Source organism: Ruegeria sp. AD2(2025) (genome assembly GCF_056542385.1).
In genome coordinates, this window is record NZ_JBQFZS010000003.1 from 289,603 (window position 1) to 303,198 (window position 13,596).

15 protein-coding genes are annotated in these 13,596 nt (G+C 62.9%); 10 read left to right on the forward strand and 5 right to left on the reverse strand.

The window, feature by feature from the left end:
• Positions 1-9: 9 nt before the first annotated feature.
• Complete coding sequence (gene deoC, locus ACR1XV_RS08865) at positions 10-1,008, reverse strand: deoxyribose-phosphate aldolase (protein WP_480530375.1); 999 nt, start codon at positions 1,006-1,008, stop codon at positions 10-12.
• Between the two features lie 201 nt (positions 1,009-1,209).
• Here deoC and ACR1XV_RS08870 point away from each other — a divergent pair, with 201 nt between their 5' ends.
• The 6 genes from ACR1XV_RS08870 (at position 1,210) to ACR1XV_RS08895 (ending at position 8,526) form a co-directional block, all read left to right on the forward strand.
• Entirely contained in the window at positions 1,210-2,163 is a 954-nt protein-coding gene (locus ACR1XV_RS08870) for a metal ABC transporter solute-binding protein, Zn/Mn family (protein WP_480530378.1), read from the forward strand.
• 3 nt (positions 2,164-2,166) lie between these two features.
• A complete protein-coding gene (locus ACR1XV_RS08875; RefSeq protein ID WP_480530380.1) occupies positions 2,167-2,970 on the forward strand; it encodes a metal ABC transporter ATP-binding protein in 804 nt (267 codons plus the stop codon).
• Positions 2,971-2,973: 3 nt separating this feature from the next.
• Complete coding sequence (locus ACR1XV_RS08880) at positions 2,974-4,179, forward strand: metal ABC transporter permease (RefSeq protein WP_480530382.1); 1,206 nt, start codon at positions 2,974-2,976, stop codon at positions 4,177-4,179.
• Positions 4,176-5,105, forward strand: coding sequence for a metal ABC transporter permease (locus ACR1XV_RS08885; RefSeq protein ID WP_480530384.1), 930 nt, complete (start codon positions 4,176-4,178; stop codon positions 5,103-5,105). The genes ACR1XV_RS08880 and ACR1XV_RS08885 overlap by 4 nt, the downstream gene beginning before the upstream one ends.
• 282 nt (positions 5,106-5,387) lie before the next feature.
• Positions 5,388-7,244 (forward strand): DNA mismatch repair endonuclease MutL, encoded by a 1,857-nt coding sequence (gene mutL, locus ACR1XV_RS08890; RefSeq protein ID WP_480530386.1) that lies wholly within the window; start codon positions 5,388-5,390, stop codon positions 7,242-7,244.
• A gap of 52 nt (positions 7,245-7,296) precedes the next feature.
• Entirely contained in the window at positions 7,297-8,526 is a 1,230-nt protein-coding gene (locus ACR1XV_RS08895; protein ID WP_480530388.1) for a DNA recombination protein RmuC, read from the forward strand.
• 3 nt (positions 8,527-8,529) lie between these two features.
• On the opposite strand, the gene ACR1XV_RS08900 is transcribed toward ACR1XV_RS08895, so the two are convergent.
• From ACR1XV_RS08900 to ACR1XV_RS08910, 3 genes are read right to left on the reverse strand one after another with little or no spacing between them, the layout of a single operon-like run.
• Positions 8,530-8,934 (reverse strand): hypothetical protein, encoded by a 405-nt coding sequence (locus tag ACR1XV_RS08900; protein WP_480530390.1) that lies wholly within the window; start codon positions 8,932-8,934, stop codon positions 8,530-8,532.
• 53 nt (positions 8,935-8,987) lie between these two features.
• Entirely contained in the window at positions 8,988-9,638 is a 651-nt protein-coding gene (locus tag ACR1XV_RS08905; RefSeq protein WP_480530686.1) for a ChrR family anti-sigma-E factor, read from the reverse strand.
• A 10-nt stretch (positions 9,639-9,648) separates the two neighbouring features.
• Positions 9,649-10,305 carry a sigma-70 family RNA polymerase sigma factor gene (locus ACR1XV_RS08910; RefSeq protein WP_480530392.1) on the reverse strand — a complete coding sequence of 219 codons (657 nt, stop codon included), beginning with the start codon at positions 10,303-10,305 and terminating at the stop codon, positions 9,649-9,651.
• Positions 10,306-10,446: 141 nt separating this feature from the next.
• On the opposite strand from ACR1XV_RS08910, the gene ACR1XV_RS08915 reads away from it, so the two are divergent.
• The 4 genes from ACR1XV_RS08915 to ACR1XV_RS08930 all read left to right on the forward strand — a co-directional run bounded on the left by ACR1XV_RS08915 (position 10,447) and on the right by ACR1XV_RS08930 (position 12,398).
• Complete coding sequence (locus ACR1XV_RS08915; RefSeq protein ID WP_480530394.1) at positions 10,447-11,217, forward strand: DUF1365 domain-containing protein; 771 nt, start codon at positions 10,447-10,449, stop codon at positions 11,215-11,217.
• Between the two features lie 88 nt (positions 11,218-11,305).
• On the forward strand, positions 11,306-11,623 hold the full coding sequence (locus ACR1XV_RS08920) for a DUF3775 domain-containing protein (protein WP_170408475.1): 318 nt from the start codon (positions 11,306-11,308) through the stop codon (positions 11,621-11,623).
• 297 nt (positions 11,624-11,920) lie between these two features.
• Positions 11,921-12,157, forward strand: coding sequence for a DUF1127 domain-containing protein (locus ACR1XV_RS08925; protein ID WP_480530396.1), 237 nt, complete (start codon positions 11,921-11,923; stop codon positions 12,155-12,157).
• 40 nt (positions 12,158-12,197) lie between these two features.
• Positions 12,198-12,398, forward strand: a complete 201-nt coding sequence (locus ACR1XV_RS08930) for a DUF1127 domain-containing protein (protein ID WP_480530398.1) — start codon at positions 12,198-12,200, stop codon at positions 12,396-12,398.
• 54 nt (positions 12,399-12,452) lie between these two features.
• On the opposite strand, the gene ACR1XV_RS08935 is transcribed toward ACR1XV_RS08930, so the two are convergent.
• Positions 12,453-13,595: a saccharopine dehydrogenase C-terminal domain-containing protein gene (locus tag ACR1XV_RS08935; RefSeq protein WP_480530400.1), complete on the reverse strand. Its 1,143-nt coding sequence runs from the start codon at positions 13,593-13,595 to the stop codon at positions 12,453-12,455.
• Between the last annotated feature and the right edge of the window lies 1 nt (position 13,596).

The window sequence follows — 13,596 nt, forward strand, 5'->3', positions numbered from 1 at the left end:
GTTGTGCCCTCAGCCCATGGAGTGACGATAGCCAGCCGAGTAAGCCCCGGTGACATAATGTTCCAGCTGCCGCTCGATATCGCCCAGCAGCGATGATGCACCGAACCGGAACAGGTCCGGTTCCAGCCAGCGGTCGCCCAGTTCATCCTTGATCAGCGACAGATAGACCAGTGCGTCCTTGGCTTTCGAAATCCCGCCTGCGGGCTTGTATCCTACACGGTACCCGGTGCGGTCATAATAGTCGCGGATCGCCCGGATCATCACCAACGACACCGGCAGCGTCGCGTTCACACTTTCCTTGCCGGTCGAGGTCTTGATGAAATCCGCCCCCGCCATCATGCACACGACCGAGGCGCGGGCGACGTTGCGCAGGCTGCCCAACTCTCCGGTCGCCAGAATGGCCTTTACATGCGCGTCGCTGCAGGCGGCGCGGAAGGCTTTCATCTCATCATACAAGGCCTGCCAATCGCCCGACAGCACATGGCGGCGCGAGATCACGATGTCGATCTCCTCGGCCCCGGCTTTCACGCTTTCCTCGATCTCGGCCACGCGCAGATGGAAGGGCGACAGACCCGCCGGGAAGCCCGTGGAGACGGCAGCCACCGGAACGCCGGTGCCCTTCAGCGCTGCAACGGCGGGTTCGATCATGTCGTGATAGACGCAGACCGCGCCGGTGGTGATCGGGGGCATGTCCATCGCCTGCAGCAGCGCGGGCGCAACCGGTTGGCGGGCCTTGGCGCACAGGCGGCGCACGCGGCCCACCGTGTCATCGCCCGCCAGCGTGGTCAGGTCGATCATCGTGATCGCCTTCAGCAGCCACGCCGCCTGATAGTCCTTCTTCACCGACCGCCGCCCCGGCAGGGTCGCCGCGCGGCGTTCAATGGCCGAGGTGTTGGCCTGAACGGCGCGCACCCAGTCCACATCCAGCGCCATGCCCGGATTGCGGGGCTCGGTCACTTGTGGCAGATGCGCGGTGCGCACGGGGCTTTCTGAGCTCTGCGTTTCCATCTTCACATCCTTTGGGAGGTTTGCGCCAAAATCGCATGACATGCCATGGAATGGAAGACACAGGGCACCACCGATGGGCATCTTTTTTGACCAAATGGACAAAAACAGGCGATTTATTGCGAATAATTCTCAATAGCATTGACTTAGTTGCGAATGGTTCGCATATTCAGTCTTGCCACATCACATGACTTGGGGTTGAACATGATTCGTCGCAGCTTCATAGCGGCTTTGGCCTTTGCCGTAACGTTGCCCGTGACCGGGTGGGCCGAGGCGCCGCTGAAAGTGGTCGCCACCACCGGCATGATTGCCGATGCGGCCCGTCAGGTCGGCGGCGATCTGGTCGAGGTCAAGGGCCTGATGGGCCCCGGCGTCGATCCCCATGCCTATCGCCAGACCCGCAGCGACATCGTGGCGATGACCCGCGCCGATCTGGTTCTGTGGCATGGCCTGTATCTTGAGGCGCAGATGGAGGACTTCTTCCATGACCTCGGCCGCAAACGCGCCGTGGTGGCCGTGGCCGAAGGTATCGACACGTCGAAACTGCGCGCTCATGACGATTACGCCGACAAATACGACCCGCATCTGTGGATGACGCCCGACCTGTGGCGCGATGTGGTGATCGAAGTGCAAACCGCCCTGACCGAGGCCCGCCCCGAGGCCGCCGACAGCTTTGCCGCCAACGCGCAGGCGCATTTGGCTGATCTCGACCGGTTGTCGGCCTATGCACAGCAGACGCTGGGCGCAGTGCCGGACAATGCGCGGGTGCTGGTCACGGCGCATGATGCGTTCGGCTATTTTGGCGACAGTTTCGGGTTCGAGGTTATGGGCATTCAGGGCATCTCGACCCAGTCCGAGGCCGGTCTGAACCGGATCGGCGAACTGGTCGATCTGCTGGTCGACCGTCAAGTCTCGGCTGTGTTTGTGGAAAGCTCGGTCTCTGATCGTTCCATCCGCGCGCTGATCGAAGGGGCTGCGGCCAAGGGGCATGAGGTCCGCGTGGGCGGTGAGCTGTTCTCGGACGCGATGGGCGAGCCTGGCACTTACGAGGGCACATATGTCGGAATGCTTGACCATAATATCACCGTGATTGCGGGCGCTTTGGGCGCGGACGCGCCGGGCGGCGGCATGGACGGCAAATTGTCGGCGGGGTTTTAAGCCATGTTGAAACTGGCATCGGATCAGGGCGTAGCGGTCGCGGGGCAGGGCGTTGAAACCAGCCCGCTGGCCATTCGTGGCCTGACTGTTTCCTACGGTCAGAAACCCGCGGTGTTCTCTGTCGACATGACCGTGCAGCCCGGCGCGATGACCGCAATCATCGGCCCCAATGGTGCGGGTAAGTCGACGCTGCTGAAAGCGGCGCTGGGGATCGTCAAACCTCTGTCCGGGCAGGTGACGGTTGATGGCAAACCGCTCGGGCAGCAGCGCGCCCGCATCGCTTATGTGCCGCAGCGTGCCAGTGTGGATTGGGATTTCCCGACCCGCGTGATCGACGTGGTGCTGATGGGCCTGTCGCGCGAGTTGGGTCTGCTGGGCCGCGTTCGTGCCCGGCACATGGCGCGCGCGGTGGATTGTCTGAACCGCGTCGGAATGCATGATTTCGCCGACCGTCAGATCGGCCAGTTGTCCGGCGGCCAGCAACAGCGGGTGTTTCTGGCCCGTGCGCTGGCGCAGGGGGCCGATCTGTATCTGCTGGACGAACCCTTTGCCGGGGTCGATGCGGCCACGGAAAAGGCCATCATAGCGGTGCTGAAATCGCTGAAAGAGGCGGGCAAGACCGTCGTGGTGGTGCATCACGACCTGGCCACGGTGACCGACTATTTCGACCATGTGTTCCTGATCAACACCCGCAAGGTCGCCGAAGGCCCCGTGGCCGAGGCCTTCACCGCCGAGACTCTGCAAGCGGCGTATGGGGGCCGTCTGGCCACCGCGCAGATCGACCAGATTTCGCGCGCGCTGGGCTAGGTCATGCTGTGGGACGCGCTGACTCTTCAGCTTGGTTATAACGCCTCGCTGGTCGCCATCGGTGCGAGCTTGCTGGGCGTGTCCGCCGGGGTGACCGGCACCTTCCTGTTTCTGCGCAAACGCGCGCTGGTCAGCGACGCCATCAGCCATGCGACCCTGCCGGGGGTCTGTCTGGCCTTCATGGTGCTGGTGGCGCTGGGTGGTGACGGGCGCAACCTGCCGGGCCTGCTGGTCGGGTCTGCCCTGTCCGCGTGGGTCGGGCTGTTGTGCCTGAACTGGCTGACCCGCCGCACCCGTCTGGCCGAGGATGCAGCGATCGGAGCGGTCCTGTCGGTGTTCTTCGGTTTTGGCATCGTTTTGCTGACGATCATTCAGACCATGGGCGTGGGCCGTCAGGCGGGGCTCGAAGGGTTCCTGCTGGGCTCGACCGCCGGGATGCTGTGGGCCGATGCGCTGGTCATCGCCATCGGAGGGGCCGCGACGCTGGCGCTGGTGATGATCCTGCGCCGCCCGATGACGCTGGTGGCGTTCGACCCCGAATATGCCGCCGCCCGGGGGGTGCCGGTGCACCGGATCGATCTGGCGATGATGGGGCTGGTCATGGCGGTGACGGTTGTGGGCCTCAAGATCGTCGGCCTGATCCTGATCGTCGCGCTGCTGATCATCCCGCCAGTGACCGCGCGCTTCTGGACCGAACGCTCGGACCGGGTGGTTTTGTTGGCCGGTCTGGCGGGCGGTCTGGCGGGCTATCTGGGGGCCGCGCTGTCGGCCTCGGCCCCGAACCTGCCTACGGGGCCGATCATCGTGCTGGTCAGCTTTGGCTTCTTTGCGTTGTCGCTGCTGTTGGCGCCTGTACGCGGCGTGCTGGCCGCCGTGCTGCGCCACCTGCGGTTTCAGCGCCGGGTGCATATCCGGCAGGGGCTGCTGGCGCTGGCGCAGGGGCAGACGATCTATGAGCCGCTGACCATCCGCCTGCTGCGCCGCGCCGGGCTGGCCCGTGCCGATGGCGTGGCGACCGAGGCGGGCAAGGCCCGCGCCGCCAAGGCCCTGCGGGATGAGAAACGCTGGGACATCGTCCGCGCCGATCAGGCGCATGAGGCGACCGCCGCGCTCTATGACGGGCTGCGCGATATCGAGACCGTCCTGACCCGCGACCAGATCGCCGAAATCGACCGCCGCATCGGCGGCCCGCAAGGGGTTCTGCCATGAGTGGTGAAGAATTCGTCCCTCTGTCGCTGACGCCCCTGTTGATCGGCACCTTCGCGGCGATTGCCTGCGCGCTGCCGGGCAACTTTCTGGTGCTGCGCAAGCAGGCCCTGATCGGCGACGCGATCAGCCATGTGGTGCTGCCGGGCATCGTCGTGGCCTTTCTGCTGACCGGAGCGATCTCGACCTGGCCCATGATGCTGGGCGCTGCCGGGGCCGCTGTGGTCGCCGTGGTGATGATCGAGGCAATCCGGCGGCTGGGCCGCATCGAGCCCGGCGCGGCGATGGGCGTTGTATTCACCACCATGTTCGCAGGCGGTGTGCTGCTGCTGGAGCAGACGGATACCTCGACGGTGCATCTGGATGTGGAACATGCGCTTTACGGAAATCTGGAAAGCCTGATCTGGCTGGACGCAACCGGCTGGGCCTCGGTGCTGGACCTGCAGGCGTTGGCGGGGCTGCCGCCCGAGTTGCCGCGCATCGCGTTGACGCTGGTGGGCGTGATCCTGTTCACCTGGCTGTTCTGGAGGCCCCTGAAGATTTCGACCTTCGACGAAGGCTTTGCCCGCACCATCGGCATCCGCACCGGCCCGCTGGGTCTGGCGCTGATCCTCACCGCGGCGATTGCAGCCGTGGCGGCGTTTGACGCCGTCGGCTCGATTATCGTTATCGCCATGTTCATCTGCCCGCCCGCTGCCGCGCGGATGATGACCAACCGGCTGGAGGCGCAGATTGCCTGGAGCGTCCTCTTCGCCATCCTGTCCGCCGTGCTGGGCTATGTTCTGGCCGGCTACGGGCCGCTTTGGTTGGGAGGCGGCGATGCGGTCAGCGCGGCGGGGATGATTGCGACGGTATCGGGGCTGATACTGGCCGCAACGGCGGTCTTTGGTCCCTGCCGCACCCGATCCGGCGCGCCGGGGGCCGTTTGACCCGGCATTTTTGCGCCAATCGCGCGTGCGAGAGATCGGCCAAACTTCGCCAGATGGAAACAATCCTTAAATCTTAACAAGATTTATTCCGGCTTACGTGCTAAAGATCCTTCAATTGTTAATTGGATGACCACCACTCACTTTGGCTTGTCCGGACAGTTTCGACCGTTGCCGCGACCCCCTTGTCAGCATGGTCAAACTGGCCGGACGCCTCATTTCTGGGCGCTCATTTCTGATCAAACCAGTGGCAGAATCGCACAGGCCTGTGCTAGGTCTGGTGGTATGGCGCAGGCAAACCCCAATATCAGCGAAAATCGCCCGGTGATCCGGCAGCTTGACGATGCAGCGATCAACCGCATCGCCGCCGGTGAAGTGGTGGAGCGCCCGGCTTCGGCGGTCAAGGAACTTGTCGAAAATGCCATCGACGCCGGGGCCACGCGCATCGCCATCGACATCGCCGACGGCGGCAAGACCCTGATTCGCGTCACCGATGACGGGTGTGGCATTACGGCCGAAGACTTGCCTCTGGCTTTGTCGCGTCATGCGACGTCCAAGATCGACGGTTCCGACCTGCTCAACATCCATACCTTCGGCTTCCGGGGTGAAGCGCTGCCCTCGCTGGGCGCGGTGGGCCGTCTGACCATCACCAGCCGGGTCCCGGGGGGCGAGGCTGCGCAGGTCCGTGTTGCAGGCGGGCAGATGGAGGCGGTGAAACCCGCCGCCCTGCGCGCGGGTACGGTGGTCGAGCTGCGCGATCTGTTCTTTGCCACGCCCGCACGCCTGAAATTCATGCGCACCGACCGGGCCGAGGCGCAGGCGATCTCGGACACGGTCAAACGTTTGGCGATGGCTGAACCGTCGATCACCTTCACTCTGCGCGATGTGTCAGGTGGGGGCGAGGGGCGCGTGACTTTCCGCGCTGACCGTGAAAACGGCGACCTCTTTGATGCCCTGCACGCCCGTCTGGCGCGGGTGATTGGCCGCGAGTTTGCCGAGAACGCCCTGCGCATCGACACGACCCGAGAGGGGATACGGCTGTATGGCTATGCCGCCCTGCCGACCTATTCGCGAGGCGCTGCGGTGGCGCAATACCTGTTCGTCAATGGCCGCCCAGTGCGGGACAAGATGCTGACCGGAGCGCTGCGCGCAGCCTATTTCGATTTCCTCAGCCGCGACCGCCACCCTGCCGCGGCCCTGTTCATCGACTGTGATCCGACGCTGGTGGATGTGAATGTGCATCCCGCGAAATCCGAGGTCCGGTTCCGCGATCCCGGCATCGCGCGCGGGCTGATCGTTTCGGCCTTGCGGCATGCGCTGGCCGAGGCCGGGCACCGGGCGTCCTCGACCGTGGCCAATGCGACCTTGGGCGCGATGCGACCCGAGACCGCACCGACCGCCCCCGCGCGAGTCTATCAGATGGACCGGCCCTCACAAGCCGCACGGCAGGCAGCGTACCGGGCCCAGTCCCCTGGCTTTGCCGAACTGTCGCAGGATTACAGCGGTCGCATTGTCGAACCCGCGCCAGAACCCGCGCCCGTCACCGAGCCTCCGGCGGATGATTTGCCCTTGGGCGCTGCGCGCGGGCAGGTGCATGAGAATTACATCATTGCCCAGACCGCCGATGGCATGGTGATTGTCGACCAGCACGCAGCACATGAGCGGCTGGTCTATGAAAAGCTGAAAACCCAGATGGCTGAAAATGGCGTTGCGGCGCAGGCGCTGCTGATCCCCGAGATCGTGGAATTGTCCGAAGGGGATTGCGCCCGTCTGATGGCCGTTGCCGACGATCTGGCGCGCCTTGGCCTGACGCTGGAACCCTTCGGCGGCGGAGCCATTGCGGTCCGGGAAACCCCGGCCATTCTGGGCGAAGTTGATGCCCGTGCGATGATCCTCGACATCCTTGATGAACTGGCCGATCAGGGCGAAAGCCAGACCGTTCAAGCACGGATCGAGGCGATCCTGTCCCGCGTGGCCTGCCATGGCTCGGTCCGGTCTGGCCGCCGGATGCGGGCCGAAGAAATGAATGCCCTGCTGCGCGAGATGGAGGCGACGCCCCATTCCGGGCAGTGCAACCACGGGCGGCCGACTTATGTGGAACTCAAGCTCAGCGATATCGAACGCCTGTTCGGGCGCAGTTGATCCCGGCGCGCGACCGGGTTATGAAGAATAAAACAAGAACATCCGAGGCGACATGATCGAGATTGCTGGAACCCAAGTGGCGCTGACCGACCCCGTGATCCTGATCGCAGGCGGCGTTGTCGCGCTGATCCTGCTGCTGCTGTTCATGTCGCTGCGCGCGGCACAGCGCTCTGCGCGGATGGCGGAACCCCTGGCGCGGCAAATGGCGCATCTGGGTCAGCATGTGCAGCAGTTGGGGCAGGGTCAGGAGCAGTTGCGCGGCGGATTGCAGCATGTCTCGGACACGCAGGCCAATGCGCAGGTGCAGGTGATCCAGACGGTCGAATCGCGCCTGTCCTCGGTGCAACAGCAGATGAACGACCGGCTGGCGGACAATGCGATGAAATCGGCGCGCGCCTTGGCTGAGATGCAGGAGCGGATGAAGGAGACCCTGCATGGCTCGTCAAAACAGACCGCGACCTCTCTGACGCAGTTGCAGGAGCGTCTGGCGGCCATCGACAAGGCGCAGGACAATATCACCAAACTGTCGGGCGATGTGTTGAGTTTGCAGGATATCCTGTCGAACAAGCAGCGACGCGGCATGTTTGGTGAGATTCAGCTGAACGATATTGTCTCCAAGGCGCTGCCCGCCGACAGCTATTCGCTGCAGGCGACCCTGTCGAACGGCAAGCGTGCCGATTGCCTGATTCACCTGCCCAACCCGCCCGGGCCCATTGTGATCGACGCCAAATTCCCGCTGGAGGATTTTGAGGCGCTGGCCGCCGCGCAGACTCGTGAAGAAGTCGACAAATGCCTGCGCGCATTTGGTGCCGCGGTAAAGGTGCATATCAAGGCGATATCCGAGAAATACGTCCTGGACGGCGAAACCGCCGATGGTGCGCTGATGTTCGTCCCGTCCGAGGCGATCTATGCCGAGTTGCACGCGCGCTTGCCGGATGTGGTGCGCGAAGGGTTCGCGGCGCGGGTGTGGATCGTGTCGCCGACCACCTGCATGGCGACGCTGAACACGATGCGCGCGATCCTGAAAGACGCGCGGATGCGGGAACAGGCGGGTGCGATCCGTAAAGAGCTGGGCATGCTGCACAAGGATGTGGACCGGTTGGGCGACCGTGTGTCCAACCTTGATCGGCATTTTGGACAGGCGGCCAAGGATATCTCTGAAATCAAGATCAGCGCCGAAAAGGCCGGGCGTCGGGCGCAGCGGCTGGACAATTTCGATTTCGAGGAACTGGCCCCCGAGGATCACACCAACGTGGTGCCGCTGGGCAAGACCGAGGGTTAGGCGCTACTGGATTGAAAGGTCCAGATTGTAACCGACCGTCTTGCCGGTATTGCGATCATTGCCCATCAGGTAGACGCGGATCGTGTAATCCCCGTCCTCGGGCAGGTCGATCCGGGCGGTGTTGCCGCCAATCGAGCCGTTATAGATCGCAACACCATCGCTGCCCGGTGGCAGGATGTTGAAATAGATCACGCCATTGCCACTGGTGTCGCTGACTGCGAGGTCTGCGAACATCTCCTGACCCGCCTTCGCGCCCAGCTTGTAGTCGAAATATTCGTCGCCTGTGATGGTTCCGCTCACCATTGTCCCGAAATTGCCGGGCTGGAACTTTACGTCAGCGGTCATCTGGGCCGACAGACTGCTGGCACAAAACAACAGGCAGGCTGACAGGGTCAGGGGTTTGATCATGACAGAGACCTCCTCGCCCGCGCACTGGTTCGCTTCAGCCGGTCACATGCGGGTCAAATGCGCAGGAAGGGCTGGAACAGGCGCGGCATCAGCTTGGTGAACTTCAGCGGCGCATCGGTGACCGCGAAACAGATGCAGTCCTCGACCATGTCCGCCACCGGAGTATGGTGCAGATCCTCGTCGGCGATTTCCACATCGCCGCGGGCGAAATGGTCGACCTCGTCCGAGAACGCGCCCTGCAGAACCATGGTCAGTTCGATGCCATGGTGGCTGTGATCGGGCACAGCCGCGCCGGCGGGGATGAACAAAAGCCGGGCGGTGGCCTCGCGCGTGGTGGGCAGGATGGCTTGCTTGACCCCCATGCCGATGGGTTTCCACTTGATCGCGGTTACATCGCCACCGACATAATCCTGCAGCGGGGCGGGCAGCACCGAACAGGCGGCGCGCGCAGGCTTGGGCGTCGGCGCACCCTGCGCAATCAGCGCCATGGTTGCGGCCAGCGAGTCCTGACCCATCTGGGCCGAGCCGGTCTGTTCGTCCAGCACGCAGCCGCCCACCGCATCAAAGCTTTCGGCCCGGGCGCGGCAGTGGTCACAGAGCGACAGGTGCGTGGCGACCATCAGGTCGAACGCCTCGGGCAGGTTGCCTGCGGCATAGGCCATCAGCAGGTCGTCGGTCAGGTGATGTTTGATCTTCTGTTCCATCATCTTCATCTCAGTTCATCGCATGGCGCAGGCGGTCCAGCGCCAGCCGTATCCGTGATTTGATCGTGCCCAGTGGCAATCCGGTCTGAGATGCGATTTCCCGATGGCTCAGATCACCAAAATAGGCTTTCTCGATCAGCTGTCTTTGCGCCTCTGGCAACGCGGTCAAAGCGGTGCGCAGCTGCGCGGTTTCTTGTTGTAGCGCCAGAACGTCCTCTTGTTCCGGCTCGGCTTCGGGGCCCCAGCCCAGATCTTCGGGCTCGGGGCGGCGTTGTTTGCGGATCACGTCGATGCGCTTGTTCCGCGCGATTGTGAACACCCATGTGGCCACGGTGGCCCGTGTCGGATCGAACAGATGTGCCTTGTGCCACAGGGTCGCCATCACCTCTTGTGCGCATTCCTCGGCCATGGTGGCATCCGAGCCCGACTTGATCAGGAACGCCTTGATCCGGGGCGCGAAATGCTGAAACAGCTCGGCAAAGGCGGCCTGATCCTGCGCGTCGCGGATGCGTTTTATATGATCCGCCCAGTCCTGCCGCGTGTCACATATGTTCTTCGATCCGTTCACCGGCCTGCCCCTGCTTCGTCTGGGTCCGCGCATGGCACGTTTCGGAGCAGCCTCGGCCGCCGGTTCGTCCAGAGTCACGGTGTCAGTCTCGGTAAACATAATCACAATACGCGGCGCAGCCCAAGCCGGATCAGTTTGCGGGCTTATTTTCATCCAAACTGCGCTAGATATCGTAGTATGGAACGGGCGCATGTGTGGAAAACAGCGTCGTTTTAACAGTTTACGGGCAGATCGGAAAACATGGACCGGGTCGATCATATAGCGGGTCACACCTATCACGGGCGCAAGGGCGCGATCGAGAATGCGTTCCGCTATTCGGTCGACTACATTCTGTTCGACCCCGAGGCGCGGCCCGAGACCCCGGCTCTGTTTTCGGTCAACAGCGCCAACGTGACCAACTGGCGGGATTGCGATCATGGTGGTGAGCCCGGTCAGGGTCGGGGCGCGATCTGGCTGCGTGAGCGGTTTGACGAACAAGCCGTGCCGCAACCGGCGCGGATGACCTTGCTGACGCAACCGCGCGTGTTGGGCCATGTGTTCAACCCCGTCAGCTTCTGGTTCTGTTTCGATGAGGTGGACCAGCTTTATGCCGTGGTGGCGGAGGTGACGAACACCTATGGCACGCGCCACAGCTATCTGTGCCACAAGCCTGACTTGTCGCCGATCGAGCCGACAGACCGGATTTTGGCCGACAAGCTGATGCACGTTTCGCCGTTTCAGCAGATCGAGGGCACCTATACCTTCCGCTTCGACTATCGCCCGGACCGGGTTGGGGTCTGGATTGATTACGGTCGCGACAGGGGCGGACTGATCGCAACGCTGACAGGGATGCGTGCGCCGCTGAGCAACCGTGCGATCCTGCGCTCGCTTTGGCGGCGGCCTTTCGGGGCGCGGCGGGCGGTGTTCTTGATCCATTGGCAGGCGTTGAAACTGTGGCTGAAGAAAGCGCGGTTCAGCCCGTTTCGCACGGCTCCGGTGCCGGATCGGCCCGTTTCGCGCTCGCGCCAGTAAACATTGCCGGCTTGCGTAAGATCAAAGACGGGTGTCTTGTGGCGTGGTTCAGATAAGTCTGAACCGCGAAGACGAGGAGTTGGGACAGATGTTGGAAATCTCGGCAAGAAAAATCGCCCAGGTCGCCATGATGGGGCGCGAGCTGGATCGGGCCGAGGGCGAATTGCGCGCATTCATCGACCGGATGGGCGAGGATGAGCAGGCGGAACTGGTCGCAGTCATGTGGATCGGTCGCGAGAGCTTTTTCGCCGAAGACCTGGCCGAAGCCATCGCTACCGCCAAATCCGAGGCCTCGACCCCTTGTGCGGATTATCTGATCGGCACGCCGCATCTGTCGGATCACCTTGAGAACGGGTTGGATGCCTTGGGGATCTCGGCGGAGGATGTCGAGAACGACCTGATGTAGGTGCTAGCGGGCGCGGTCGGAGCGAGGGGCCAGCCCGCCGCCATTGGTCCTTGAACCAATGGCGCATCCAATGGCGGCTCCCCGGGATATTTATGGCCAGATGAAGGATCGCGTTTTTGCGGTCTTTTTTTGTGGCTTGTTGTCGAGGTCTGTTTGCTTGGTCCGGGGTTTCGAAACGCCGGATGGATCGGGGGCGCAAGGTTAACGAACCTTAATCTAATGGTCCGGTGCCGTTAACGCGGGCCTCCTTTATCTGATGTGTGAAGGGAAACGCAACTCAGATTTGGAGGACGTCTGATGACATATGCACAAACTGCTCAGGTTCAGAAAAAACCGTTCTTTTGGGGGCTGTTCGACTCGTATGCTGAGGCGAAGGTTGAAACCTTTCGCCGCACGCGGCTGGCCAAGACCATTCGCGATCTGGAGCATCTGAGCGACCGTCAACTGAATGATATTGGTGTTCCGCGTGGTGAGATCCGGCAGCGGGCCTATCAGAGCGTTTATCATAACCGTCCCTATCGGGCGCAGCGTTAAGCCCCGTGGCCTTGCGGTGGTCAACAGGAGGAGGTGAACCATGCTGGACACAAGCCCGACTTGGGATAAGTGCCCCTTGAGCAGCGCGTTGGTGTTGTTCGACCGGGCGATGCAGATGCGTGCGATCAGCCGGGATATCGTCTGCGCGGCTCAGGAGTTGAACCGGTTGTCAGACCGCGAGCTGTCAGAGCTGGGGATCAATCGCGTCGATATTGAAGCGGTGATTGCGCAATTTATCTGATTGCCTGTCGCAGCAGCAGCCATTCCAGATCAGCTGGAATGGCTGTTCTTTGTTTTAGCGACGGTGATCAACGATCTGCAGGTGCTGTGCCAGCCGGTCGATCTGGCTCATCCAGTCCTGCACCAGCTTGGGGTCACTTGGGGCGGCGTGGACGCCTGCCGGGATGGCGCGGGTCAGCACTGCTTCAACGGCCAATGAGACCGGGACCGAGACCAGCCGCGCCATCGCGGTGCCGCGCGCGTCGCCCCAGGCATCCATGACGTAGGTTTTGTGCCAGATTTCGGTACCGTCGCGTTCGGCCTTAAGGCCCACGCACAGGACCACGCGGTCAGGCTCGCCTTCGTCATAGGCGTTTTCTGTCCAGAACTGATCTGACATCTCTTTCAGGCGCGCATCGCCTTGCGCGCCGGACAGCGTCTCGATTTCGGTAAACACGTCCGACCATGCGTCAGCCCAGCCGTTCAGGCGCAGCGTGCCGCGGACGAATTCCTTGACGGTCCAGTGATCTTCGAATTGGTACTCGGCCATGAAAGGCAGGGAGTCGCGGTTGGGATAGACCTCGAAGCTTTCTGGGGTTGGCAGCGGCGCGATGTAGCTGGTGATCGCGTCCCACGGGCGGGCGACGTCCAGCGGGGCATAATCGCGGATGGATTTGGACGGTGAGCGCAGCGCTTTCAGCACGCCAAGCGGGGACCAGCTGAACTTATAGCGGAACGGGTTTGGGTTCTTGGGGATGCCGCCGCAATAGGAAATGAAGCTCAGGTGGTTTTGCGCGTCGAACGCGTCTGACGCACGGTAATCGGCGACCAGAGCATGCGCCATCAGGTGGTCGATGCCGGGGTCCAGCCCGACCTCGTTGACCAGTGCCACGCCAGCTGCGCGCGCGGCATCGTCCAGCGCGCGCATTTCGGGGGCGATGTAGGATGATGACACGAAATTTGCCTGTTTCGAGATCGCCAGTTCCGCCAAGGGTACATGCCACTCGCCGGGCAGCATCGAGACGATGACGTCGCCCTTTGTCAGAACCGCGCCCAGAGCGTCGATGTCGAAGGCGCGGATGTCGTCGGTCAGGTCTCCGACCTCGGCGCGGGCCTTGTCGATGGTCCGGTTCCAGACGGTGACATCATGCCCGCCCTCGATCAGGCGGCGCAGGCCGGGGATGGCAGACAGGCCGGTGCCGCACCAGTGAATCGTCATC

Excerpts from the sequence above, each read along its gene's own strand:
- ACR1XV_RS08900 (WP_480530390.1), bottom strand. The coding sequence starts at position 8,934 with ATGATCAAACCCCTGACCCTGTCAGCCTGCCTGTTGTTTTGTGCCAGC.
- ACR1XV_RS08915 (WP_480530394.1), top strand. The coding sequence starts at position 10,447 with ATGGACCGGGTCGATCATATAGCGGGTCACACCTATCACGGGCGCAAG.
- ACR1XV_RS08880 (WP_480530382.1), top strand. The coding sequence starts at position 2,974 with ATGCTGTGGGACGCGCTGACTCTTCAGCTTGGTTATAACGCCTCGCTG.
- ACR1XV_RS08925 (WP_480530396.1), top strand. The coding sequence starts at position 11,921 with ATGACATATGCACAAACTGCTCAGGTTCAGAAAAAACCGTTCTTTTGG.
- mutL (WP_480530386.1), top strand. The coding sequence starts at position 5,388 with ATGGCGCAGGCAAACCCCAATATCAGCGAAAATCGCCCGGTGATCCGG.
- ACR1XV_RS08935 (WP_480530400.1), bottom strand. The coding sequence starts at position 13,595 with ATGACGATTCACTGGTGCGGCACCGGCCTGTCTGCCATCCCCGGCCTG.
- ACR1XV_RS08930 (WP_480530398.1), top strand. The coding sequence starts at position 12,198 with ATGCTGGACACAAGCCCGACTTGGGATAAGTGCCCCTTGAGCAGCGCG.
- deoC (WP_480530375.1), bottom strand. The coding sequence starts at position 1,008 with ATGGAAACGCAGAGCTCAGAAAGCCCCGTGCGCACCGCGCATCTGCCA.
- ACR1XV_RS08905 (WP_480530686.1), bottom strand. The coding sequence starts at position 9,638 with ATGGAACAGAAGATCAAACATCACCTGACCGACGACCTGCTGATGGCC.
- ACR1XV_RS08895 (WP_480530388.1), top strand. The coding sequence starts at position 7,297 with ATGATCGAGATTGCTGGAACCCAAGTGGCGCTGACCGACCCCGTGATC.
- ACR1XV_RS08920 (WP_170408475.1), top strand. The coding sequence starts at position 11,306 with ATGTTGGAAATCTCGGCAAGAAAAATCGCCCAGGTCGCCATGATGGGG.
- ACR1XV_RS08870 (WP_480530378.1), top strand. The coding sequence starts at position 1,210 with ATGATTCGTCGCAGCTTCATAGCGGCTTTGGCCTTTGCCGTAACGTTG.
- ACR1XV_RS08885 (WP_480530384.1), top strand. The coding sequence starts at position 4,176 with ATGAGTGGTGAAGAATTCGTCCCTCTGTCGCTGACGCCCCTGTTGATC.
- ACR1XV_RS08875 (WP_480530380.1), top strand. The coding sequence starts at position 2,167 with ATGTTGAAACTGGCATCGGATCAGGGCGTAGCGGTCGCGGGGCAGGGC.
- ACR1XV_RS08910 (WP_480530392.1), bottom strand. The coding sequence starts at position 10,305 with ATGTTTACCGAGACTGACACCGTGACTCTGGACGAACCGGCGGCCGAG.